We start from the raw sequence: 23,395 nt of genomic DNA, 5'->3' as shown, positions 1-23,395 counted from the left end.
TCGCTTGTATGGATTCATGACGCCTGGTTCGAATCGAGCCTTAGCTGATCGGATGTTTTGTGAGAAACTCGCGAATGGCATTTGTTACGAGTTCAGGTTGTTCGAGCGGGGCCATGTGTCCTGCATCGGGGATTGGACAGAACGTGGCACTCGGAATTGATCGGGCCATTTGTTCCATTTCCTCCCTCGTCGTGATGCCGTCTTCTTCCCCGACGATGACGAGCGTAGGAATCTCGATTCCGGAAAGAATTGAAGTCATGTCCGAACGTTGAGCCATTCCGTGGAGCGCAGCTGCGATTGCAGTGGGGGAAGAGTTGAGGATGACCTGTTTCGTCTCTTCAACAATCTCAGTGTTGTCCGAGAGTGTTTTTCGGGAGAAGAGTTTTTCCATCATTCCCTCTGCGATGAACGCGTGTCCTTCTTGAAGAACGCGGGCGGCATTGTCGAGCCGTGTCTGCCGGGCTTCGGGAGAATCTGCGGACGCTTTGGTGTCACACAGAATGAGACGTTCGACGAGACCGGAATGGTTTTGCAGAAACTCCCAGGCAATGTATCCTCCCATTGAGAGGCCGCAGAGAGTCACTTTGGAAATGCCATCCGTCGCTTCAATGATGGCAGCCAGATCGTCTGCGAACTGCCGCATGGTCGTCAGCTTGTCGTCGCTTTCGGTGGTTCCGAATCCTCTCAGGTCGGGCGCGATGACTCGAAATTGATCGGAGAGGCTGTCGATCTGGTGCTTCCACATTGAATGATCGAGTGGAAAACCGTGAACGAAAAGGATGGCCGGTCCGGTTCCTTGATCAACGATGTTGACAAGTCGTCCATCAATCCGTTTGAGTGAGGGTACCATTGTGTGTACTCCGTTCCGCTTGTGAAAACAGGTGACGACCTGAATAGAAATCCGGGTCCGGTATTGAACTGACTCCGACGATCTGGAAAATACTGTTGTGTTGTGGTTTCCACCTCGACGGTTACAATTGAAAGTTTGGGCAACACAGCGACATTTTCAAGGTGAGTCCATGACAGATTCCTCCGAGCTCACTTGGGGCTCGGTTTCGATCACTGGAAATTTTCGTGAGAATAATGAAGATCGCCTCTTCATTCATTCCGATGGGCATTATTTCCTGATCGCTGACGGTATGGGTGGCCAGAGTGCAGGGGAGAAAGCCAGTGAACTGGCTGTCGAATTGATCTCGAAGCGGCTCGACCAAACCTTCGACTGGGACGCCACAACGACGGATGAAGTGGTCGTTGAACGGATTGATCAGGCGATTGAATATGCGAATTCCGAGATTATGGCACTCGGTGAGATCGAGCCGAAGTTTCGAAGTATGGGGACGACGATTACCTTCATCGTCCGTGCCAATGACGCATTCTATATTGGAGGCGTCGGGGACAGCCGCACCTATCTATTGCGTGGGGATGAGTTCCGGCAATTGACTGAGGATCACTCGCTCACTCAAGCACTGGTGAAAGCTGGGACCATCAGTCCGGCCGATGCGGAGACACATCGATACAAAAATGTTCTCTATCGCTATTTGGGATCGAAGGATGGAGCCAAGGGAAGCGACGCCGTGCGTATCGCTCCTCAATCGGGTGATCGTTATTTGCTGTGCACCGACGGAGTTTCTGACGGAGTCAGCGATGAGCTGATGCAAGAAATTCTCGTGGCCAACGACGATCCTCAGGCTGCATCGGACTCGCTGGTGAAAGCGGCGCAGGATGGGGGATCGAAAGACAACATCACCTGCATCGTTCTTTACGTGCAGAATTAGAAACGAACGGCCGCGCAGTTCGCATGAGTCATCTTTATCTTGGGTCACAATCCCCTCAGCGGCGAACGCTCTTACGTCAGATCGTCCCTCCGGATTTGATCGCGATTCGTCCTCCGCTCGACAATGAAGAGGCGGGATTTGAGGGGATCAAGAATCGGGAAGAGATTCTCGATCAGCTTTCTAATATCGCGTTGACGAAGTGCGAAGACGTTGCGCAGCAGATTCAGCTTGATCAAAGTCTTGGTGTGATCACAGCAGACACAATCGTCCTCGCGCAATGTTCCGACAGTAGTTTCGCTGTCCTTGGAAAGCCTCAGGGAGAGAATTGGCGAGAGACCGTTCGAAAGTGGTTCCTGGAGTACTACTCGGGAACGACCCACGAAGTGATTACCGCCGTCTGCATTCTTCAGCCGGATGGACGGCGAACAACGGGCACGGTCACGAGTCGCGTCACGTTTCATTCGGTCGATCCGCAACTTCTCGACTGGTATCTCTCGACGGAAGAACCACTGGGAAAAGCGGGCGGATACGGAATTCAGGCATCCGGGAGTCTGTTTGTTCGATCCGTTGAAGGCAGCCTGACCAACGTGATCGGCTTGCCGCTCGAGTGGGTTTGGAGTGCGCTTCGCGATTGCGGCGTCATCAACTCAGATTGACTGCCTCCAATTTTGAAACATCTTGCTTCGGGTGTTTTGTGTTCTCAATCCGTCGATTCGAAGGCAGCGACAATCTGGTTGGAGAGGTTGACGAGTGGAGAAACCGATCGTGAAGCGGGGTGCGTAGAGAGAATGACCACTGCTGTTTGAGTGTTGGGATCGATCCACATCAGTGTCCCGGTCGCTCCCCAGTGTCCGAAGACATGCTCATTCGCGAGATCAGTGAATGTGCCGCGATGATCTGTCCAGTTCATCCGCCAACCGTATCCCCAGCCACGGCATCGCATTGTGGAGTCAGGAATGTTCGGGAAGTCTCTGAGTCGATTGGATGTTGCGAGTCGAATCGTTTCCGGCTTCAATAAATGTTGTCCATCAGGAGATTTTCCGCCCGCCAGAATCCAACGGCAAAACCGACTGACGTCTTCGACCGGCGAGACAACTCCTCCCCACGGAGCTCCAAGAGTTTTCCAGTAGTTGCTGTTCCAGTTCCAGTGATCTTCTCCGATTTGATCGTCAGGGACACGGACTTCCGCAACCGGTTTTTTCAGTTGAACGGACTCGGGAATGCCGAGCCAGGAATTGTGCATTCCAATTTTTTCGAAGAGTTCTGTTCTGATGAACTCACGGAGCGGTCTTCCTGTGACATTCTCCACAACCGGAGCGAGAAGCGCGAAGCCCATGCTTTGATACTGTGCATTCGTCGCGGTCGGAAAGGCGAGATCCGACTTTCCGGTTTCTTTCACGAATTCAAGAATGGACGAGTTGGAAGATCGCAGCTCCCGATTGTTGGGAAGCATGTCCAGCAAGCCTGATGTGTGCGTGAGAACATTCTTGATGGTGATGCCACGCTTGCCGGCTCCTCGAAACTCCGGAACGAGATCGCTGACTCGATGGTTCAACGTCAACGCGCCGCGTTCGACGAGCATCAACATGGTCATCGCGACCATCGGCTTAGAGAGTGAAGCGATGAGAAAGGGTGTTTCTGCACTGATCGGAGTTTCGCGATTTGTGAGAAACGTCTGGCCGAACGATTCAACTTGTGTTGAAAAATCGCCTCGCTGGACCTGGAAAGCAAGTCCGGGAACGTGCTGTTCGTCAATCAGCGATTGTGCAGACTGAAGGACTTTGGACCAGCGATCTTTGTTGAGTCCGACCTCGGATTCGGAGCCGATTTGGAGAAGTGGCGTGTTGGTGAAGTTCATTTGATAGAATTCTCTATAATCGATGGATAATCGAACGCGAAGTTTGCAAGATGCTCGTCTCTGAATGGGCGCGCTGTATTGAGTGGAAGTTTTATCGAGTCGACTGGATCAGGAAGAAATCATGTTACAGACAGCTTTGTCGAACTGGCATCAGGGATCGGGAGCGCGAATGGTCGACTTCGCGGGGTGGTCAATGCCCATCCAGTATTCGTCGATCGTCGAAGAACATGATGCCGTCCGTAAGGGATGTGGGCTCTTTGACATCGCCCATATGGGGCGAATCTGGGTGAGTGGAGCGGATGCTGTTTCGTTTCTTGATCATGTGGCGACAAATCATGTTGCTCAAATGAAACCCAGTCAGGTTCGATATTCGCTCGTTTGCAACGAATCGGGAGGAATTCTCGATGACGTCTTGATCTACAATTTCGAAACAGAATTTCTCGTTGTGGTGAACGCTTCGAATCGAGAGAAGATTCTGAGCTGGTTCGAGAAGCACAAATCTGGCTTTGACGTTTCGATTGATGACCGGACTCAAAGTACGTTTATGTTAGCGATTCAGGGACCGCAAGCTCAGACGATTTTGAGTTCCCTGACAGATGTCGATTTGTCCGCGATGAAGTACTACTCCGTTCAACGAGGCGGTGTGAACGGTGTCGATGCTCTCGTCAGCCGCACGGGTTACACCGGAGAAGATGGCTTCGAGGTGATTGTCGAGAATGACGCTGCTGTCGACGTCTGGGCAGCATGCGTTGCAGCGGGAGAGCAGCATGGGCTGAAGCCGTGTGGGCTGGGCTGCCGCGATACCTTGCGACTTGAAGCGGCAATGCCTCTGTATGGACACGAAATGGATGAAGCCGTTGATCCAGTCACAGCGGGGCTGACGTTTGGTGTCAAACTCAAGAAAAGTTCCTTTCTCGGCCACGAAGCGATTCGCGAGAAGGCAGAAGCATCTGACTCGCTGCCGAAGCGGATTGGAGTCGTGTTGTCTGGACGGCGAATCGCACGTGAAGGGGCGACTTTGCTTGTCGACTCGGAGGAAGTTGGAAAAGTGACCTCCGGAACATTTTCTCCAACGCTCCAAAAGTCGATTGCGATGGGTTACATCGACCAGAAGTACGCTTCACCTGGCACAATGGTCGACGTCGATATTCGCGGAAAGCGCGAACCTGGGGAAATCGCGGCGCTTCCATTCTATAAGCGATCGTAATCGTTAAACGTGATGACTTCGATTCATTAACATGCCAGTGACGTGTTGAGGACGGGTTGAGTTTGTGTCGACATGCGAACTTCAAACCCGGCGTGTTCTGATGAATCGTTTCTCGAAACTCGAATTGCTTCGCGTGAAGACCGTCGACGAATGCGTTTTGGAACAATTTTTTAAGGAGAACCACTGTGGCTCAGCTTGGTGTCAATATCGACCATATTGCGACGATTCGTCAGGCACGCCGAACATACGAACCGGATCCCGTCTGGGGTGCGGTCATTTCTGAGCTCTCCGGAGCAGATACAATTACAGTTCACTTACGTGAAGATCGTCGTCACATTCAGGATCGGGATGTCTTCACTCTCAAAGAGACCGTTCAGGTGAAGCTGAACCTGGAGATGGCTGCGGAAGAAGAGATTACGGCGATTGCACTCAAAGTTGTTCCCGATCAGTGCACTCTCGTCCCGGAAAAACGCGAAGAGGTCACCACAGAAGGGGGGCTCGACGTGATCACACATCGCGACCGCGTCAAACGTTGTGTGGATCAACTTCAATCAGCCGGAATTGAAGTGAGCCTCTTCATTGATCCCGACGAACATCAAATTGAAGCGTCGCGCGAACTCGGAGCGGAGGCGGTCGAGCTGCACACCGGTCGCTACGCAGATGCTGAGAATCAGAAGGCTCGGAAAGCAGAGCTTGATCAACTCTATCGGGCCGGGGAAATGGCGTTGAACTCGGGGTTGCTACTCCACATGGGGCACGGGCTCACGTATCGCAATGTCGTCCCCGTCGCTGAGATTCCGGGAGTCGGTGAATTGAACATCGGTCACAGCATCATCGCGAGGGCTGTCTTCGTCGGGCTCGAACAGGCAGTTCGAGAAATGAAAGAGCTGATCGTGTGATATCCCGTTCTGTCATTCGGGGAAGCGTTTGAATGTTGCAACGTGTGTTCGAATGTTGCGACGTGTGAATATTCCGAGAGAACTCCGGGAGGAGCATTGGTTCGACCACGGTTGCGCAAGTTTTCGCGAGTAGCGAAGCTCGGAAGGCAGATATTTCCGGCGGGAACCGGCGGGGCAACGACTTGACGTGCGTCTGAGGAGCAAGGTTCCTAAACATTGTTGTCGTCGCTGAGGACGGTTAGGAAAACACTGCAAATCGAAATTCCGCAGCGTTTGGGGTGAGTGGATGACTTTGTTATCTTAGAACGTATCCCGAAACGTGTTTGAATGGACGGATGTTGGCAACAACGAACCGATGAATTGCCGGCGAGGATCTCGCTGGAAATCGGTGAGTCATTTCTTTCTTCTCAATTCAGCGAACAAAAGTCAATCAGAAAGCGATCCATGGATTTGAGTCAACAAAAAATCCTCGTTACCGGTGCGTCTCAAGGGATCGGAAGAGGATGCGCGCTCGAACTGGCTCGTGCAGGCGCGGATGTCGCGATCAATTATCGATCAAGTTCTGATGCTGCGGAGAGCCTTGCGGAAGAAATTCGAGGTCTGGGACGTGAGTGTCTCGTCTTACAGGGAGACGTCGCGGAGCAGAGTGCAATCGAGAATCTCATCGAAGAAGTCGTCAACCAGTGGGGCGAGTTGAACGGTTTTGTCTCGAACGCTGCCTACAGTGATCGAGAATTGATGGTCGATGCGGATATGGAAGGATTCCGCCGCACTATTGATGTCTCAATGTGGGGGGCTTTCTATGGCGTTCGTGCTTCCGCATTGCAAATGATTCGACAAGGAAAGGGCGGGGCGATTCTCGTGATCAGTTCCCCGCACGCGACGATCCCGATTCCGACAGCCATGGCGTACAACATGGCTAAGGCCGCGATTGATCAGATGGGGCGAACTGCTGCGATTGAGCTCGCGCAACATCGAATTCGTGTCAACATTGTGCATCCGGGCTGGATTGACACACCCGGCGAAAGAAAATTCTTCTCCGAAGAGCAACTCGAGAGTGGTGCCAAGAACATCCCCTGGGGGCGATTAGGGCAACCTGAAGAAGTTGGAAAGCTTGCTGCGTTTATGATGAGCAGCGAGAGTGACTACATGACCGGAAGCACTGTTGTCATGGATGGAGGAATCAGTCTGCCCTGGTGGTCGAATCGAGCAGAAGGAAAACAGTAATCTTCCTCTCCAGGAATCCAGTTTCAATTGTGGATTGCTGATCAAACTGCTTGAATGCTTTCATTCTTGTCGTTTTCAATCATGCATTTCTGTTCTATTTGGAGAAGTCGATGCGTAGATACTCCGCAGGCGTTTTGGCTCTTGGGTTGATCGTCGCCATTCATGGATGCGGATCGGATGATGGCTATCGGGAACTCGGTGACGTGGATGACGTCGTGAATACAGATCCCGTCCACGATCATCATCATGCTGAAGGCCCCAATGGTGGACACATTCTCGAATTCGGAGACTATCACGGCGAGATCGTTTACTCCGACGGTTTGGTTTCGGTCTATGTTCTCGGAGACGATGCAGCGACTGCTGTTCCCCTGGAAGAAGCAACGGCAAGTCTTCTCCTCGGTGAAGGCGATGATGTGACTGTTGTCGAACTCGCTGCGAATCCACTCGATGGGGAAGCAGAAGGAACAACGTCGCGATTCACATCCGCTGAGGGAGCGTTGCCGGAGTCGGTCGACGACATCGAAGAAATCACCGGACAGGTTGAAATCAAAACGGGTGATAAGACGCTGACCGCGAAAGTGTCACACGACCACGGTCACGCACACTAAAGGATTGCCAACTCGCCTCTGTGCGTGCCAAGGCCAAAGCGAGTTTACTTTAGAACAAGTGCGAAGCCGAGATTTGAACGGACAGGCATCGTCGGAGTTTCGATGATGCATAGGAATCGTGCCACTTCAGAAAGCGAACTCGCAGTTGTCTTCCAGGAATCGAACGCAATACTTCGGTTCAAGGATTCTTGATGACTCAAAGAGCGATCCTGAATCGCATGCGGTTGAAAACAACGTTCGGAATTTCGTCGGTCAACGGATCAACAAACATCGTTGAGTGAATAACTTGCTCCAGCGAATTCGAGAAGTGAATTGACGCACGTCCACGTTGAACTAAAATCGCGTTTTGAGTCTTGACCATTCGTCGTGTCATTTGAACACATTCGTTCGAAACCGTCTGCTGTTTGTTGAAAGAGGTTGCCCGGTGCAAGTCGCGATTACGTGTCGTCATGGTGAAATTAGCGAGGATTTTCGCGACTACATTACTCGCAAGGCGGAGAAGTTGCTCCATTACTTCGAACGTGTGACTGCAATTCAGGTTACGCTGGATTACGAAGGAGACCGGGTTCGGGTCGAAATGCTTGTTGATGCCGAGCACAAACACGACTTTGTCACACATCACGAAACAAGTGCTGACGAAGTCGGTCCATGCTTTGACCAGGTTCTGGCAAAAATGGAACAACAGATTCGAAAATACAAAGGAAAGCTGACAGATCATCGACGAGACAAGCCCCTGAATGAAGTTGTCTCTGATCAAGTTGTCGGTAGCGATGATGAAGAAGAATAATCATCATCAGAATTTTGTCGTTGAAACGACGCGTTAGATGTTCATGTTGTTTGGGTAGACGGTCCAAATCGAGTCGTCGCCGCAGCAACTCATTTAGAGATTTATTGATCAGGAACCGCGACACATGAAACTCAACGAGTTTGTCGTTCCAGAAGCGATCCTTCCAGAGCTGAAAGCTGAATCGAAGGAATCCGCAATTCGACAGATGGTGGCCAGCCTCAAAACAGCTGGCAAGATTCGCGAAGTCGATGAAGAAGCGATCGTTTCGGCGATTCTCAAACGAGAAGAACTCGGTTCGACCGGCATCGGTCGTGGGGTTGCAGTCCCACATACCAAGCATCCTTCTGTTGAGTCCATCATTGCAACAGTGGCACTGTGTCACGATGGACTGGACTTTGAAAGCCTCGACGGGGAAGCTGTCTACATTCTGTTCTTGCTGATTTCTCCCCCGGATCGACCAGGTGATCACCTTCGCGGGTTGGAAACAATCACTCGATACTTGAAGAAAGACGACTTTTGTAGTTTCCTGAAGCAGTCGACCACGCAGTCGCAAGTCGTCGATCTGTTGCAGGAAGCTGACGAAAACCTCGTGTAATATTTCCGATTTCTAAACTCTTGTGAGAGATTCGCGGTAAGGGAAGGGCATTCGAGACATCCCGGTTTTCAGTGAGGTGAATTGCCATCACTGAAAACTTGTGTTGGATCGAGTCGCCACTGATTTCTCCAAAAGAAAGTCTATTCAGGACTCATGAATGGTTCGATTGTGCTCCGCCGAACGGTGCGACTCAAAATTACGCAGGGGCTTCACATTCGTGCATGCTCGAATGTGATTGCTCTGGTGAGTCGTCATTCGGGGCAGGTTCGAATCACCTATGGCGACAAGACTGCCGATGCTTCTTCAATGTTTGATCTTGTGCAACTTGCCGCGGTTCCTGATTCTATGCTGGAACTGGAAGCAACCGGTGATGATGCAGAGCAAGTGCTGAACGAACTTGAGGAATTGCTCTCAAAACCCGAAGAACCATCGTCATAAATCGAGTCGCGAAAATCCGATGGGGGATCCAACGCGCTGGTGGAGCCCATCGCGAGTGATGACATACCGTTTCGAGGAATTCAATGCAGGTCAGACATGGGATTGCTGTTTCACCCGGTGTCGCTATTGGACCAGCATTTGTCTTAGGGGTTGAAGACTTCCGAATTCCAAAGGATTCGGTGAGTATTGATGCTGTCAACGTGGAGGTGGAACGCCTGCACGCTGCACTCGAAAAAGTCGCTCAGGAAATCTCGGCCAACGAGGCACTTGCTGCCAAGCATCTCGGCAAAGAGTATGCTTCGATCTTCGGGGCCCATCTACAGTTTGTCAGAGATCCCAAGCTGATCGAGCAGATCGAACGGAGGATTCGGGAAGATCACGAGTCTCCCGAACATGCTTCGTCTCAAGTGTTAAGACGGTATGCGAAGGAACTCCAGCATCTCGGAGATCAGTATCTCGCTGAGCGGGCTGCGGATATTTTCGATCTCGAACGAAGCCTGCTCCGGCATCTGCTTGGAGAACAGCGGGAAGAATTGTCGCACCTGACGACCGAAGTGATCGTGCTCGCATACAACCTGACTCCCAGCGAGACGGCCGGGCTGAATCGGAAATTCGTTCAGGGTTTCGCCACTGAAAAAGGAGGCAGTACCAGCCACACTGCAATTCTCGCAGGGGCTCTCGAAATCCCGGCCATTGTTGGGGTCGGAGACTTCCTCACCGATATCTCAGGCGGGGAAACCGTCATCCTCGACGGAAACGAGGGGCGGCTCATCATCGGCCCTGATGAGAAAACTCTTGAAAAATATCGGCTGATCAAAGAGCGGTTCCAATCGAAGTCTCAGGCACTTCGCAAACTCGGTGTCGGTCAGGCGATCACGACCGACGGAGTTTCGATCGAGGTTTGCGGGAACATCGAATTCCCGGAAGAAGCCATTCAGTGCAAAGAACGCGGAGCTGATGGAATCGGGTTATACCGGACCGAGTTTCTGTACCTCGGAGCCATGGGCGAACGTTCCGAAGAAGATCATTATCAGGCGTATCGGAAAGTCATCGACACGTTCGGGGAACGCCCGGTGACCATTCGAACCCTCGACGTCGGGGCTGACAAAATTCCCGGCGCGATGAAACACGTTTACAATGAAGTCAGCAACCCGGAATTGGGGCTGCGAAGTATTCGTGTCAGTCTGGAGTATCTTGAACTCTTCAAGACGCAATTGCGTGCAATCTTGCGTGCTGCCGTGTTCGGAAACGCTCGAGTGATGTTCCCGTTGATCTCTTCAATTGGAGAGTTCCGTCAGGCCAGAATGGTGTTTCGCGACGTCTGCGAAGACCTTGAAGAGCAGAAGATCGAACACAATCCGCATATCCCGGTCGGGATGATGGTCGAGGTTCCGTCGGCCGCGATCATGGCCGAGGAGTTTGCGCATGAAGTCGATTTCTTCTCCATCGGCACGAACGACTTGATTCAATACACCCTCGCAGCGGATCGGTCTGATCCGATGGTCGCCAAATACTACAACGGCAGCGATCCGTCAGTCTTGTTCCTTGTGCGGAGGGTTCTGTTTGCTGCCCGCGATGCGAAGTTGCCCGTCGCAGTTTGTGGTCAAATGTCTTCGAATCCGATGTTTGTGCCGCTGCTGCTTGGCATGGGGTTGCGGAATCTCAGCGTGACTCCTCAGTCGGTGCCGATCATCAAGCAACTCGTGAGAAACATCTCCATCACCGAATGCGAAGAGTTGGCGCAAAAGTGCTATCAGCTTGACCTTGCGCGTGACATCGAGACGTTCTTACGCGGAGAACTCAAGCGATTTCTCCCGGATCGTGACTTGCCGTAAGTCGTTCTTAATGAAGGGTTTGCGTAGCTCGGGATCTTTCATCGCGGTGATCGCTGTGTTTGGCTGCGTGAGTTCCTGAACGGGATTGTTGCGAGTGGCTCTGGTCCAATGATCTGACCGCCATGAACTGGTTACCATGAAGTTGAGTGAAAACGGCGAAAAGTGCCTGTGATCGCTTCATGAAGAGGCATCCCATTCTTGGCAGATTGACCTCAACCGCTGGAAGGGAGTAGTACAGTCCACAAACTGGTTAATGGATGGTTCTCTCGAATGCGTCTTGTTTGTGGACTCATACTCTCTGCCCAATTCTGTTTCGCACTCAGTGCGTTCGCGGAAAGTGATGCGCCTCCGCCTCCTCGTTTCATTGGATATGTTGATTCCGAACAGCCTGCTCCGCCGAAGTTTCTGGGATTTGTCGAGAGCGATGCTCCGCCTCCTCCTCGATTCTTAGGGTTCGTGAAGGGAGATTTTCCTCCGCCATGTCGGCCAATTCCGAAGCACGAAAGCCTTCCCGAGATTCTGGATCTGGAACAGCTTGTTCGAGAACAGAACGCTCGTCGGAAGAACGCTCGACCCGCTCAGTTTCCTGAACCTCAACAGGTCTTGCAGACAGCCGGGGAGAGTGAATCTGAACAGTTGGTGCCTGCGACCCCGACGCCGAAACTCGTTGAAATTCCTTCGCAACCTCCCGTTGTGGCAGAAGCATTCATCTCGTCCGATCCGAGTCCGGCGATTGAACCACATCCCGACTCTCAACCTGACCCGGCGAATTTGAACGTCCCGGTTCCTCCGGAAGTCGAACTGCCTGATTTGGCTCCGGTTCCTGCTCCAACTTCTTCGCCCTCGCCGTCTTCACCAATACCGTCTTCGCCGATGCTCGACCCACAGCCATCACAGGCTGGACCGGAACTGTTTCCGGACCCGGATCCGTTCCTTGCGATGGACTCGGCTCCACCACAAGCAGCCTCTCCAGAGTTGAATCAGAGTTGGATGGGAGACGAGTGCTGCCCGGGATCATTTGCAGATGAGTGTCAAAACTGCCTCGGAACGAGTGATCTTGCTCCGTTCATTGATCTGATGATCATGCCGGGATCGGAAAGAACCGTGACGGAGATTCGCGGGATGCTTCCTCTTTGGGAAACCAACGACAGCCTCATTTTTTCAGACTTGCGGGCTCAGTTCGACAGTGAAGACGCCAGCACTGGAATGTTCGGATTGGGATACCGTTTCATCGATGAGGACGATTGGATCTGGGGTGTCTACGGATACTTCGATCACATGAATACAACCGATGATAACAGCTTCAATCAATTCACGACCGGGATTGAAGTGATCACACTCGAACGCGATTTTCGAATCACCGCTTACTTCCCGAATCAAGGCGGTGAATCAGCAGATCGTCGGAGCGGATTTTCGAACGGAACGGTTTTCACTCACAATTTTCAGGAACGGGCGTATCGAGGTTTCGAAATCGAATATGGCTGCCGGCTTCTTCATTGGGGATGGCTGGACAGCCGGGAACTTCGCTGGTTCAACGGAATCTACCATCTTGGGAATTCCGCATCGGGTTTCAGTTCGATCACAGGACCGAAGTCCCGGTTAGAGTATCGATGCTATGCCCTTCCATGGCTCGGGAATCAGTCGCGGTTCGAAGCTGGCGTTGAACTTTCATACGACAAACTTCGTGACACACAGTTCTGGGGATTCGCGAGAATTCGAATTCCGCTCTCGCCAAAAGCTAATCAGCCGCTGCCCGATCCGATACGCCGCCGATTTGCGGACTTGCCAAGACGCCAGATCTATTAAGTTGGCAGCGGAAGAGGTTGAGTCTCTCTTCGTGACGCTTGCGTTCAAGCAGTTCTCTGAGAAGCCATTGCTGGTTTTCGCGAGTTGATCCGGACACGTTGAACGGTCACTTTGCGATCATCGACGATCTATCTATTTGGGCGGTTCCGAGTATTGGAACAACTGAAGATCACTCGCGGCGGTTCGAGAAAGTGGATGGTCGACTGACTCGTAAACTCGCGCTCGGTTCTCCAGCAGCCAACCAATCCAGGGAACGTTCGGCTCCAGTGCTTCCAAAGCGATAACAGTTTTGTCCGGCGAGAGTGATTCTGAAGCGAGATAGCGCAAAAGAAGTCGTTTGTCTTCGAGACGGAACATCGAAAACGGATCTTCGAGTTCATCAAAGATCGCTTCCGCAGCTGTTGGGCTTACTTGCCCGGCTCGTCCTGACAGGCGAATCAGGGAATCGAACAGGTACCAACTTCCCCAAGGGTTCTGACGAAGTTTCTCGAATGCTGTGACCATATGTTTGATCGATGCGTCTTGCTCACCTCGATGCCACGCTGAGATCGCTTCAATTGCAGCTGCTTCGGTTTCGTTCTGGGCGCGAACCGTTGCCAGAATCTCCTCGTCAATTGGTCGACCGGTTTCAGCCATCGTGTGGGCGAAGACAAGAGTGTCGATCGGACAAGACAAGTCCGGTTCAGATTGACCAAAGTGCTTCGCAGCTTCCTCGTATTTCTCATCGAGATACGCTCGGTAGGCGGCAACTCGATCAGGATCGACCGATTGAGGAGCTTCGTTGGCTGGAATCTCGCCGCCGAGATGAAGCAGCATCGCGAGGCGACGGCGAGCGATCGCTTCCTTCTGCTCGTCGTCAATGGAAATTGGAAATGGATTGTCGGAACGGTCAGCAAGTTGTTGCAGTTCATGGATCGAAAATCGCGTCGACTTTCCAACGGTCAGCGCGAACGCATATTCGAGGAGATTGCGATCGTCTGTGTTGAGAAGTTGATCGCTTCCGTCGAGAAAGGTGTCAATCGCTTCGTCTCCGCCGACATAGTGAGCGAGGACGCCTTCCAGGTCTGTCACTCGCCAGGCCTTTTGAAGCCCCTCCGAGAGCGTTGAGTCTTGAAGACGTGCGACGAGTTCATCCCGTTGAAACGAAAGGCTGTCCTTCGATCGACCGCAGACGAGAACGAGATCTCGCGATTTCGTTCGCCAGATTTGTGTCGCGGGAAAGACCGATCGCAGCGTTGTCAGTACAGACTTCACTGTACGTGGATCGACTTCGTAGCCTTGCAGCCACTGAAGAAACAGGCCATCACTTGATAATCGGGCAGCAGCAGCTTCGTAGAATTCTTGCGTGTACAGATTTGCAATGCCCGCACGATAGGGATTCGAAGGTTCCGAGACGATGAGATCGTACTCGTTGGGAGTTGTCAGAAGGAACTCGCGAGCATCGTTGAATTCGATGTGGACTTTCGGGTTGTTGAGGACGTCACGATTCATCGGCGTGCAGAGTTCTGCCATGAACATGATGATTGGCTCGAGCTCGATGACGTCAACGGATTCCATGTTGCGGCAGTCTGCCAGCCATCCCGCCGACTCGCCGGTTCCCAGACCAATCACCAGTCCTCGCTGCGGGTCAGGGTGCAGAAGTGGCCCGATGAGTCCAAGTCCGATCTGTGTCCCTGCGTCTCCGTAGGCGTTTCCATCGCTCTTTCCGTTCACGAGGAAGGCGAGACTGTCAGTCGCAGTGACAGCCACACTCGATTCGAGTCCTTCTCCCTCCCAGAGTGTTTGTCGACGCTTTTCGTTGATGAAACGCTGTTCTGCGTTTTGTCCGGTGCCGATCAGTTCGGCTCGGCCTGCCCCAATTCCGGAATGTCTCCACACGGCAGTTGGCCCGATGAACAAAATCGCGCAGCCGGCAAGTAATGACGTGACAACGGCGGGACTGAGCCAGACTCCTTCCTCGCGTCGACCGGCCAGTGCGAGTAGACAGGTCAATCCGATAAGAATCCAAATGCAGACGATCCATAGTCCGGGAGCTGAGAGTAGGGGAAGCAGCAGAAAGCCGCCTGCCAGTGAGCCGCAAATGGCTCCCAATGTGTTCGCGGCAAAGGTCAGTCCAACCTGTCGTCCGACGTTCTCTCGACCTGTCCCGGCGACCGCTATGAGAACAGGGAACTGAAACCCTGAAATGATCGCTGGGGGAAGAATGACAAACCCGCCGATTTGAAACCAGTTCCAGACTTGCTCACCGAAGGAATCGATTCCCTGTCGCTGTTGTTCAAGTACCCAGAGGGCGACGCGATCTCCGTAAAAGAACGGCAGTGCAATCAAGAAGGCTTCGAGAGCACACGTTAAAGCCAGCAGTCGATGTGTGGGCCTGATCCAACGTGCCAGAAGAGAATAGGCCGCGCCCCCGATTCCAATTCCCAGAAGTGCCAGGCAGAGAATGAGTCCGAAGGTATAGGTCGTTCCGCCCAGCAGTGGACCGAGCATTCTGTACCAGACCAATTCCATTAGAAAGAAAACAAAGCCGACGAAACCAGACGTGAGGCACACTGTGAGGAATTGGCTCGACGTCTTCGTTTCAGCTGGGGCGTCGTCATTACTGGAGGCTTCCTGTGCGTGTTCATCGACAGGAGTTCGTGAATATCGAGCGGAAAGGAGCAGAGCGATACAGGCGAGTCCGGCATTGAGGCCGCAGGCACTCCAGAGAGTCCATCGCCCGCCCCATGCTTCGAGAAGATAAAAGTTTGCGATCCCAGCACCGAGGACTGCACCGAGCGTGTTCATTCCGTAGACGAGTGCGACTCCGCGTCGGTAGGGATCTTTCGTCGACGAGACTGCTTTCGCTGCGGCGGGCAGTGTTCCTCCCATTAAAATGGTTGGAACACCAAGGATCAGGGCGGAGAACAGAAGCCGGAGTCCGGTTGCGGTCGGAAATCCAAGCGTCGCCTGTCCACCGAGACCGAGGTAAATCGCACGTGATAATTCAACAAGAAGGGGACTGATGGCCGCTGAGAAGGCGATGCCTGCTTCAAGTTTTCCATAGACTCTGAGCGGAGCCGGGTTGCGATCGATTCGGCGGCCGAGCAGAAAGTTTCCGAGACCGAGGCCTCCCATGAAGATGGCCAGAACCGCAGCTGAGGCAGATGTCGTCGCGCCGAAAATCAGTCGAAGTTCGCGAATCCACACGACTTGAAATATGAGGGCACAGGCTCCTGAACACGTGAGCAACGTCGCCACAACGAACGACGGAACAACAGCTTCTTTGGCGACGGGTCTCACGATAGTCAGGGGACCGTTTCGAGTGTGCGAGCAAGTGGCGACGAAAGCAATCCCTTCTGATTGCCAACAGCAAAACAGTCTACTCAAGTGAATCTGCGACCAGAAGGGACTCAATGTAAAGATCATGTTAAGTGTGGGTTACGTTGAGCTGAGTTTGAGCGATCCGGAGTCGTGTGAGCGGTCATTCAACATTTGGCCCGGCTGGGCAAGGCTGGACCTCACTGTTCTCGTGCATAGGATTGGTGCAGTCTCAAGCAGGAGAAAAAACGATGAACTGGTTAGATCAATACTTGTTGAGGACGGTTTCGTCTGACGGGCAACCGCAAGGAAATTCGGGGCCTTCGCCGAACACTGCGCCCGTTGAAAATTCCGACGTCCTAGACGCTTACTCATCAGCTGTCGTGGGTGTCGTTGATCAAGTTTCCCCAGCTGTAGTGAGCCTTTGGGGACAACACCGCAACGGACAGCACGGAAACGGATCGGGCTTCTTGATTACTCCAGACGGTTATGCTGTGACGAATAGTCACGTCGTCGATGGAATTCAGAAGCTCGTCGCGGAGACGATCGACGGTGATCGTCTCGAAGCGGTTCTCGTCGGAAATGATCCAGCGACGGACCTGGCTCTCCTTCGGTTAGAGTCGAGCGACTTTCCGTATGCAGCGATCGGCGATTCGGAGGCTCTCAAGGTGGGACAACTCGTCATTGCCATCGGCAGCCCGTTGGGACTTCGTACGACTGTCTCGACTGGTGTCGTCAGTGCTTTGGGACGGAACATGCGAGGCAGCGACGGACGCCTGATCGAAAATATCGTCCAACATGCAGCGCCGATCAATCCCGGGAACAGTGGTGGTCCACTGGTCGATTCGCGCGGACGGGTAGTTGGTGTGAACACAGCGATTGTTCAGAACGCTCAGGGCTTGGGATTCGCAGTTCCAAGTGCGACCGTCCAGTGGGTGATTGGAGAACTGCTTCAACACGGAGAAGTGCGACGTCGACAGCTTGGCGTGACGGCAACCGTTCGGCATCTCCCTCGCTCGATGGTTCGGGAGTTCGATCTTCTCTCGCCTTCGGTTGTTGAAGTTGTCGACTTCGACGCAAGTGGAGCAGCTGGACGGGCTGGCATTCAGCGCGGAGACTGGATTGTGTCGATCAATGATCGAATTACCGAAAACATTGACGACATCCATCGAATTCTGGTGCAGGTGACTTCCAAGGAGGAGCTCGAAGTTCGACTGATCAGAGACGAAGAGATCATGACGCTCCCGTTGATCATCGACTAAACAAAAAGTTCCTCGTCCCATTCGGAACGAGGAACTTTCTTTACGAGACAATTGTTTCGTTGTTCGGCCTATCGCTTTTTCGGAACGCGAATGAGCTGTGGCTCAGGATCGAAAACGAACAAGCGAGTTTCGTTGCGACCTTTTCCGAATCCAGCAATCGAAAGATGGACCGGTTGGAAGTTCTGGCTTCCATTTTCAAACGTCACAAGACGAGGGCTGAATGCTTCCATGTACTTCTTAATCGCTCCGTCATTAGGAGAACTAAACGAGCCGACGGTGACAAATGACTCGTGTCGGTCGTGCCAGACGTAAGCTTCGACCTCATTAAAGATCCCGGGAGAGTTGTTCAATCCTTCGTCATAACGACCACGGAGAATTGTGACGAGTTCTTGAGCAGCCTCACCGGCGTCATCGAGGTCATTGTCCTTGAGGAATTGAGTGATCGACGGAAGTTTGTCGCCCGGTTTGACAGTCTGGCTTTTTCCAAGGAAGCGTTTCACGACGAGTGTGTACTCACCGGGATTCTCGTAGAGCGAATACTCCTGTCCACTGTTCAGACGGACAAGCAAAGGGTCTTGCCGGTTCTGCTGAACTTCTTCAGGGGAGAGAAGCGGATTGATCGTCAGAAAGGCGCCGCTCAACGGAGTCGGACGCGCCTCGGTCGCCTGAAAGACGACTCCGGTCTGAAGACATTCCGGATTGAGTTTTTTGATCCACTTCAATGAGTCCTGCGCGAGTTTGTCGTCGATGTCATCGTAGTTACCAGCGATGACGAGAACTGACCGAACTCGTCTCAGGTTTTTCTTGTATTCTTCGCGGCCGAGCACGTCTTTGACGGAAACTCGCTGTTGGTCTGGCTCATGAACATACATGTAGGCGGGCATGCCGAGTTCACGCAGTTCAATGATCAATTCATGTGCGGCTTCTTCGGGAGACTTCCCTTTGCGTGTGACGCCGTCCGGAGACGCTGAGTGAAAGGTTGCGACGCTGATCATCCACGGGCCGCGATTTTTCGTCAGCTCATACTTTTTGCCGGGATCGGCTTCGATAGTTGCGCCGTTCGCAGATGAACCCAAAATGGACGTGCAAAATGCCAATGTCATCAGAGACAGAAACAATCTCGCGACCATAACACCCTCCGTGTGCTGATCTGGAGTTGACTGGAAAGAGAGAACGCCGAAGTTTCTGCCAAGAAAGTCTGTCTGACATCCAGTCAGCACATGATTTTCTCGTTTCTGCAGAAAACTACCAATTCGACTTCAGATTTCTATCAGCTATGGAAAGTTGTGTCCAGACGGGTCTTTGACGACGTTCAATGTCTGAATTCACGGGCGAATTCCTGAAAAAACGGCGTTTGGGCTGCGGGAGGAACACGATGCCAGGCAGAAAGTCGTCGCGTCTTAACGATCAGCGATTGGCCAGTCATCGCCCAATGCGGTCTGCTGGATACGTGTCAATTCCTGAATTCCTGCGGCGGCGAGATCGAGTTGTTGATTGAGCTGGTCGCGCGAAAAAACGGATCGTTCAGCGGTGCCCTGAATCTCAATAATATTCCCGTCTCCGGTCATGACCGCGTTCATGTCAACCTGCGCTGTGCTGTCTTCCGGGTAGTCAAGATCGAGAACGGGGACGTCATTAACGACACCAACACTCACAGCGGCGACTGAGTTGAGAAAGACCGCACTGGGATCGAATGTGGGATCCTCAACGCTTCGAACAGCATCAACAAACGCGATAAAGCCCCCTGTGATGCTCAGCGTTCGCGTTCCGCCATCGGCTTGAATGACATCGCAATCAACGGTGATCATGCGTGGACCAAGTGTCTGAAAGTCGATGACGGCCCGTAAGCTGCGACCGATTAATCGCTGAATTTCGGTCCCGCGTCCATCGGTTCGTCGTGATTTTCGCGGAGCCGTACTTCCCGGCAGCATGTTGTATTCTGCAGAAACCCATCCCGTGGGATTCTCGCTCTTGAGCTTCCACGGCGGGAGATCTTCACTCAGGCTGGCTGTGCAGAGAATCGTGGTTCGACCGGCACTGATCAGGACTCTCCCCGGTGCTGATCCGAAATAAGGTCGTTCAATTTGAACAGGGCGGAGTTCATTGGGCTGACGCCCATCATGACGTGACATGGCTACTCATTCGATTCGCAGTTTGGTGTGATTCGAGAGCAGCTTTCCGTTTTTTGCTCAAAGGAGTCGCTGACTCTTTCGAAGCGATGGACCGCTTCAATAAATCAACTGACTCCGTGAACATGATCGCAAAAGCTGTTTCCCAAACGCCGCAGAGTCGAGGAGTGTAGAAACCTTCTCGCTGCACCGAAAGGAGCGCGGAAATCAAAAGTCGAATCGCTGAATCATCGACGCGAGCGATTGCTGGCGACCGGAACCACTTTCGAGTTTCCGATCGTTTGCCTGGCTCGGTTGTTCTGCTGATTTCCATCATTTGGCTTTTGGAGGAAACGCGGCAGGACAATATTCTTATAGAAGCTGTAGTCCGCTTGCTGAGACTTCTTGCGAAGGACGTCCCCGAGATTTTCATCCGCTCCGATACGGACGAAGTGGGGAATGTTTGTTCCTGATGACTGCCAGGCAACTTTGCCTTCGTACAGAAATTCAATTTTGGTGTTGTAAATCTGAACGTCATAAGTGCCGAACCGGGTGTACGTCATCTTCTTCGAATTCGGTCCCGTCACAGTGCACTTGATGGTCACCGGGGCCGAGTCGGTGACTTGAACGTCGAGGTCTGAAAGTTTCTTCCGGAGATCGGCTTCCACCTCTGCTCGATGCTGTCCGGAAATTCCATTGAGGTCGAGTCGAACCGAAGAGCCTTTCCTGAAAATGAACAAGTCCGGTTCATTCAATGCAGCATCGAGTGCATCGAGAGCGGCATCATGCGGAACCAGCGTTGGCATGAGTGCTCCGCCTTTTTTATGCGGATTTACTGCGAAAAATGTCACACCGCCAATGGCATTCACGGAACCAGCTCCTTCGTAATCCCAGAGCTTGATCATGTTTTCCAACTCGATGAGATAACGTCCGCCCGCGAGCACAAAGTCTTCGTCGGAGAACTCAAGCTTGCCGTTGATGTTCAGACCGGGAGTTTCGAAGTCTCGGTACAACTCACCCGTTTCTGTGTTCCAGATGAGAATGGAATTAAAGGCGATACAGCCGAGTTGTTTTCCCGAAGGGCTAAACGCAAGGTTGGGCCACTGGAGTTTTCGAGGAGTGCTTTGCAGGCAAATGACCTCCCGGCTTTGAGTGTCAAAGAGACCGATCTTTTTACCGGTTGAGAAAGCAAGAGTTTTGCGATCGATGGACAATGCAGGACGGGAGCCGCCATCGACTTTGAAATCACAGATCGGTTGGAACGTGTCCATGTCCCAGAAAGCGACGATGCCTCCCGAGCTTTTCGTTACAAACGTGTTGCGATCGATGAACGCTGCCCAGTTGAGATCGTTGTTACTCTTCCAGTCATCCTGGTGCGGGGTCATGACTCGTTCGACGTTGATCGACCGACCCTGAATTCTCCACACTTGGAGTTCACTGCTGTTTCCGAACCCGAACTTCGTCGTTCGCATCAGAAGAGTGGCTCCATCGTCGTGAAGGGCCAATGGAACGAAATTCCCCGGCTGGGTCACTTCGCCCGTGCTTCGACCCGATTGTAAATCACAGACGACCAGTCGCGTGACAGCGTCATTTTTTCCGCCTGGAGGATCCGCGACAAAGCCGACCACCGCCTTCCGTGCGACAGTGTTGATGGCGATTCCTTTCATCCCTTCGAAAAATTCCTTCCGAGTCGGGAGGCCGACATTCTTGGGGATGAAGTCCAACTCCTGATCGCCTTCGACGGTGAAGTCCCATCCATCGCCAGCGAGGCCGACATCAATATGTTCGGACTGATCCCAGTCAACCGTCACTTCAACCGATCCGGAGCGTGCCCCTCCGGATCGGCTTGGAGTCGGCGCCGCCTGACCGGGTTGATCTTCCTTGACCATGAATGGGTTGTCGTCTTCAGCAACTTTGAACGGGTTGTTCTTCAAGTCGTCCAGATAGTCCTGATCCTCTTTGCTCAGCTTGGAAATCGGGATCTCAATGCTCTTTCCGTCAGCTCGTTCCAGCTTGACGGTATCACCCTCGGTGCTGACGTATTTGGCCTCGATCTTGAAGCGGCCGGTTGCATCTTGCCATGTTCGAATCTCCTCGGCAGCCGCCAGGGCGGTCATCCCAAGCACAACCAGGGGGACCAAGGCGAGTCGGAACGTCAGGTCGTTCATCATCTGTTGAATGGAGCCAAGCATGGGAAATCCTGAGATGAGTTGATCGTAGATAAACGCATTGATGACTTTCGTTTGTAAGTTCTCACGAGGCACGCGTCAAGCGCGGTCTCTCAGAATGCTGAACTTGCAGCTGGAAATCTCGTCGTCGGCCGGGTCGTGCGGACTCTTGCGAGACCTCTCTATTTCGAGGTCTTGCCCCGATTCTCGGCGTCGGCGCGGATTTTTTTCTTCACGTCGTTGAGACGATCGGGCCAGACAAATTGGGGAGCAGTTTCCGGATCGTAACCCTCAAGGTGACCGAAGAGTCGAGTGGCTGGTTTTGTGTAGACGAGTTCGGTTTCCCCAAACACTTCTTCGCACAGGGCTGCCAGATCGGGATCGTATTCGATCAGTTCTTCGCGCGTGTTGACGTGGTTGTGATCGTGATCATTCTCGCGGTTGTTGCCGAACCACGACTGCGCACCTTCCGCGAAATACTCAGCATGATTGGTCGAGGCATATTTGCCTTTCCAAAGCCCAGCGTCCATGGCTTGCTGGTAAGTCTGCTTGAGTCGTTCATCAAATGTCGGATCGATCTCGACCAAGCCTCGCAAGTGAATGTTGTGCGCGAACTCATGGATCAGAATACATTCGGTCGAATAAGGATCTCCTTTGAAGGCGAGCAGGTTCTCCTCACCGCATGAACAAACCGGATCAGTTCTCGACCCTCCCAAACCGCGGGCTCGCGCATCCCAAAAGTCTTTCGGTTTTAAGTGCGAATGTTCAGGAACATCGGTCGTCAGCTCGTCATGAGCCATAATGATCAATCGCGATCCTCCGTCGATCATCGCCTCTTTAACATCAGGCCGATGCGCAAGCATCTGATTCACGAGATACCCCGCTTCCTTCAATGCATAGTCACTCACGCTTTCCGAGCTGACGATCGGATATCCATTCGCACTCAGATACTTCCCATAAAACGGATCAAGTTCCATCTCCGCCGGGGGAGACGAAACCGTCAAGGACTCATCAGCAGCATGGTTTGGACCAACGCACATCAGCAGCACTGCAGCAGCGCCGACGATCAAGAGCGAACATCGCATTCATGGAATCCTTGTAAGAAATTGGTCACCGAACCGGGGCGTTGAATGAAAGGGTGTCATGGCAGCAGAAATGGTAATTAACATTCTGTGAACGAGCTTGAGTAAGTCTGGAACTAAATCGAATATTTCTTCGATTGTAGATTTGCTTATGTGATTCAGATGTGGTATCACTTTTCCGTGTGTGGGCAGTCATCCTTTATCTTTGGAGTCACACGATGGGTAAGTTCTCTCTCTCTCTCTTGCTAGTTGTCGGGTTGTGGGCGTCTGAGGCATCTGCGCAGTATCCCGATCCCTATCCTGAAGTACACTGAGAGCCTATCCGGAATCCTCTTCATGCTGTAAGTCGGTATTTGAACGGAGCTTGGTTGGGTGAAGGAGCTAAGCGGCGGAGCATGCGACCAATGGAAGCCACATAGATCATGGCTTCGCTCGATTTG

19 protein-coding genes are annotated in these 23,395 nt (G+C 52.6%); 12 read left to right on the top strand and 7 right to left on the bottom strand.

Annotation, left to right across the window (positions count from 1 at the left end):
* Nucleotides 1-40: 40 nt before the first annotated feature.
* Nucleotides 41-850 carry an alpha/beta fold hydrolase gene (locus KOR42_RS20210; protein WP_146511652.1) on the bottom strand — a complete coding sequence of 270 codons (810 nt, stop codon included), beginning with the start codon at nt 848-850 and terminating at the stop codon, nt 41-43.
* Between the two features lie 169 nt (nt 851-1,019).
* Between KOR42_RS20210 and KOR42_RS20205 the strand changes: the two genes are divergently transcribed.
* Nucleotides 1,020-1,775: a PP2C family protein-serine/threonine phosphatase gene (locus KOR42_RS20205; protein WP_146511651.1), complete on the top strand. Its 756-nt coding sequence runs from the start codon at nt 1,020-1,022 to the stop codon at nt 1,773-1,775.
* Between the two features lie 23 nt (nt 1,776-1,798).
* Nucleotides 1,799-2,431: a Maf family protein gene (locus tag KOR42_RS20200; RefSeq protein WP_146511650.1), complete on the top strand. Its 633-nt coding sequence runs from the start codon at nt 1,799-1,801 to the stop codon at nt 2,429-2,431.
* Nucleotides 2,432-2,475: 44 nt separating this feature from the next.
* Here KOR42_RS20200 and KOR42_RS20195 read toward each other — a convergent pair whose 3' ends face one another.
* The gene (locus KOR42_RS20195; RefSeq protein WP_146511649.1) at nt 2,476-3,633 is read right to left on the bottom strand and encodes a serine hydrolase domain-containing protein; all 1,158 of its coding nucleotides are present in this window, start codon (nt 3,631-3,633) and stop codon (nt 2,476-2,478) included.
* Between the two features lie 121 nt (nt 3,634-3,754).
* On the opposite strand from KOR42_RS20195, the gene gcvT reads away from it, so the two are divergent.
* The 9 genes from gcvT to KOR42_RS20150 all read left to right on the top strand — a co-directional run bounded on the left by gcvT (nt 3,755) and on the right by KOR42_RS20150 (nt 13,035).
* Nucleotides 3,755-4,840 carry a glycine cleavage system aminomethyltransferase GcvT gene (gene gcvT, locus KOR42_RS20190; protein ID WP_146511648.1) on the top strand — a complete coding sequence of 362 codons (1,086 nt, stop codon included), beginning with the start codon at nt 3,755-3,757 and terminating at the stop codon, nt 4,838-4,840.
* Between the two features lie 185 nt (nt 4,841-5,025).
* The gene (locus tag KOR42_RS20185) at nt 5,026-5,739 is read left to right on the top strand and encodes a pyridoxine 5'-phosphate synthase (protein WP_146511647.1); all 714 of its coding nucleotides are present in this window, start codon (nt 5,026-5,028) and stop codon (nt 5,737-5,739) included.
* 444 nt (nt 5,740-6,183) lie between these two features.
* Nucleotides 6,184-6,966 (top strand): SDR family NAD(P)-dependent oxidoreductase, encoded by a 783-nt coding sequence (locus tag KOR42_RS20180; protein WP_146511646.1) that lies wholly within the window; start codon nt 6,184-6,186, stop codon nt 6,964-6,966.
* Between the two features lie 110 nt (nt 6,967-7,076).
* A complete protein-coding gene (locus tag KOR42_RS20175; RefSeq protein ID WP_146511645.1) occupies nt 7,077-7,574 on the top strand; it encodes a hypothetical protein in 498 nt (165 codons plus the stop codon).
* Nucleotides 7,575-7,998: 424 nt separating this feature from the next.
* Nucleotides 7,999-8,361 (top strand): ribosome hibernation-promoting factor, HPF/YfiA family, encoded by a 363-nt coding sequence (gene hpf, locus KOR42_RS20170; protein WP_146511644.1) that lies wholly within the window; start codon nt 7,999-8,001, stop codon nt 8,359-8,361.
* A gap of 124 nt (nt 8,362-8,485) precedes the next feature.
* The gene (locus tag KOR42_RS20165; RefSeq protein WP_146511643.1) at nt 8,486-8,956 is read left to right on the top strand and encodes a PTS sugar transporter subunit IIA; all 471 of its coding nucleotides are present in this window, start codon (nt 8,486-8,488) and stop codon (nt 8,954-8,956) included.
* Between the two features lie 153 nt (nt 8,957-9,109).
* Nucleotides 9,110-9,394 carry an HPr family phosphocarrier protein gene (locus KOR42_RS20160; protein ID WP_146511642.1) on the top strand — a complete coding sequence of 95 codons (285 nt, stop codon included), beginning with the start codon at nt 9,110-9,112 and terminating at the stop codon, nt 9,392-9,394.
* 83 nt (nt 9,395-9,477) lie between these two features.
* A complete protein-coding gene (ptsP, locus tag KOR42_RS20155; protein ID WP_146511641.1) occupies nt 9,478-11,229 on the top strand; it encodes a phosphoenolpyruvate--protein phosphotransferase in 1,752 nt (583 codons plus the stop codon).
* 270 nt (nt 11,230-11,499) lie between these two features.
* Nucleotides 11,500-13,035: an inverse autotransporter beta domain-containing protein gene (locus KOR42_RS20150; protein WP_146511640.1), complete on the top strand. Its 1,536-nt coding sequence runs from the start codon at nt 11,500-11,502 to the stop codon at nt 13,033-13,035.
* A 132-nt stretch (nt 13,036-13,167) separates the two neighbouring features.
* Here the strand turns inward: KOR42_RS20150 and KOR42_RS20145 are convergent, their stop codons facing one another.
* Nucleotides 13,168-16,317 carry a fused MFS/spermidine synthase gene (locus tag KOR42_RS20145; RefSeq protein WP_197441381.1) on the bottom strand — a complete coding sequence of 1,050 codons (3,150 nt, stop codon included), beginning with the start codon at nt 16,315-16,317 and terminating at the stop codon, nt 13,168-13,170.
* A 269-nt stretch (nt 16,318-16,586) separates the two neighbouring features.
* On the opposite strand from KOR42_RS20145, the gene KOR42_RS20140 reads away from it, so the two are divergent.
* Nucleotides 16,587-17,597, top strand: coding sequence for a S1C family serine protease (locus tag KOR42_RS20140; RefSeq protein WP_146511638.1), 1,011 nt, complete (start codon nt 16,587-16,589; stop codon nt 17,595-17,597).
* A 68-nt stretch (nt 17,598-17,665) separates the two neighbouring features.
* Here KOR42_RS20140 and KOR42_RS20135 read toward each other — a convergent pair whose 3' ends face one another.
* The 4 genes from KOR42_RS20135 to KOR42_RS20120 all read right to left on the bottom strand — a co-directional run bounded on the left by KOR42_RS20135 (nt 17,666) and on the right by KOR42_RS20120 (nt 22,958).
* Nucleotides 17,666-18,727 carry a hypothetical protein gene (locus KOR42_RS20135; RefSeq protein WP_146511637.1) on the bottom strand — a complete coding sequence of 354 codons (1,062 nt, stop codon included), beginning with the start codon at nt 18,725-18,727 and terminating at the stop codon, nt 17,666-17,668.
* Between the two features lie 270 nt (nt 18,728-18,997).
* Nucleotides 18,998-19,729: a ribonuclease PH gene (gene rph, locus KOR42_RS20130; protein WP_146511636.1), complete on the bottom strand. Its 732-nt coding sequence runs from the start codon at nt 19,727-19,729 to the stop codon at nt 18,998-19,000.
* Between the two features lie 224 nt (nt 19,730-19,953).
* Nucleotides 19,954-21,897 (bottom strand): SHD1 domain-containing protein, encoded by a 1,944-nt coding sequence (locus KOR42_RS20125; protein ID WP_231741025.1) that lies wholly within the window; start codon nt 21,895-21,897, stop codon nt 19,954-19,956.
* Between the two features lie 158 nt (nt 21,898-22,055).
* Nucleotides 22,056-22,958, bottom strand: coding sequence for a hypothetical protein (locus KOR42_RS20120; protein ID WP_146511634.1), 903 nt, complete (start codon nt 22,956-22,958; stop codon nt 22,056-22,058).
* Between the last annotated feature and the right edge of the window lie 437 nt (nt 22,959-23,395).

Origin of the sequence: Thalassoglobus neptunius (assembly GCF_007859735.1) — a bacterium.
In the GTDB taxonomy this organism is placed as follows: domain Bacteria; phylum Planctomycetota; class Planctomycetia; order Planctomycetales; family Planctomycetaceae; genus Thalassoglobus; species Thalassoglobus neptunius.
The sequence above is the reverse complement of the archived record's forward strand: the minus strand, read 5'-3'. Positions and strand labels throughout refer to the sequence as shown.